General features: G+C 67.7%; 2 protein-coding genes. One reads left to right on the forward strand and one right to left on the reverse strand.

Annotated elements, in window-relative coordinates:
• Positions 1–247 (forward strand): hypothetical protein (locus tag C1I98_RS42380; protein WP_158558414.1); only part of this gene is annotated, 247 nt, incomplete at its 5' end.
• A gap of 289 nt (positions 248–536) precedes the next feature.
• Here the strand turns inward: C1I98_RS42380 and C1I98_RS42385 are convergent.
• A partial coding sequence (locus C1I98_RS42385) for a hypothetical protein (protein WP_158558416.1) occupies positions 537–1,047 on the reverse strand: 511 nt, incomplete at its 5' end.

The raw sequence follows: 1,047 nt of genomic DNA on the forward strand, positions 1-1,047 counted from the left end.
GACCCCGCCCGCCCCCGCGCACGCGGCCACCGGGCGACTGGTGATCAACTTCAGCATCGAGTTCACCGACCCGGAGGGCTGCTATCAGACCGACGACGAGAGCACGACCTACCTGGTCGCCAACCAGACCGACCAGACCGCCTACCTCTTCTCCGAGCCGGACTGCCAGGGCTACCAGGTCACCGCCGTCCGCCCCGGCCAGACCAGGGCCGACATCTACCTGGGCCACAGCCTGTACATCCGCTGACCCAAGCCCCGCGCGCGGCCGACGTTCGAGGGCCGGGCGATCGCCCGGCGTGGCGATGCCGGTCGAAATCGACAACCGTCGCGTTGACGACGTGCTGAAACCGGTCATGGGGCGCCTCCAGATGCTCGCCGGAGGCGGTGGAGACCGTCTGGCTCCCACACAGCCGTGCGAATCCGGTGCGCGGCCCACGGCGTCGGCCGAGGACACAGCTTTGGAGCGCCTCGGCCACCGAGATCAGCCGTAAGGTTGCCGCTCCCTCCCAGAGCCATCGCAGCCGTAGCGATACAGGTCAGCGCATGTAGTACATGTGCAGGGCGTTGTCATGGGTGATCAGGACGGGGGGTGCGGCGGTGTGGTTGGAGACGGCCATCAGTTGTGCGGGGATCTCCCAGCCGATGCCGCCGGCGATGGTGCGTTGCAGGTAGTAGCCGTCGTCGCGGCGGTGGACGAGGTGGAGGCGGCCGTCGTAGGTCGCGCAGGCCTTGGCGCCGTGTGAGTTCTCTGTACTGCCGCCCCCGGATCCCGGCCAGTGATAGGCGGACCCGCCCTGGTAGTAGCTCTGCCACCAGTTGCCGTTTTCTACCTGGTAGGCGCACCACACCACGTTGAGGTCTTCTCTGGCTCCTGCGGTCAGGCCGGGGCCGGTGAGACTGCGCTCCCCTTGTTTAAGGGGGTAGTTCCACCCGCGCCAGGTGCTCTCATCGTAGATGTCGCTGTATAGGAAGCCGTCGGTGCTGCGGTAGGCGCAGACGAGTGTGCCGTCCACCATGGCGGCCAAGGCGGGCGGGTGGGTGGTGAGG

It is taken from the genome of Spongiactinospora gelatinilytica (assembly GCF_003236385.1).
In the GTDB taxonomy this organism is placed as follows: domain Bacteria; phylum Actinomycetota; class Actinomycetes; order Streptosporangiales; family Streptosporangiaceae; genus Spongiactinospora; species Spongiactinospora gelatinilytica.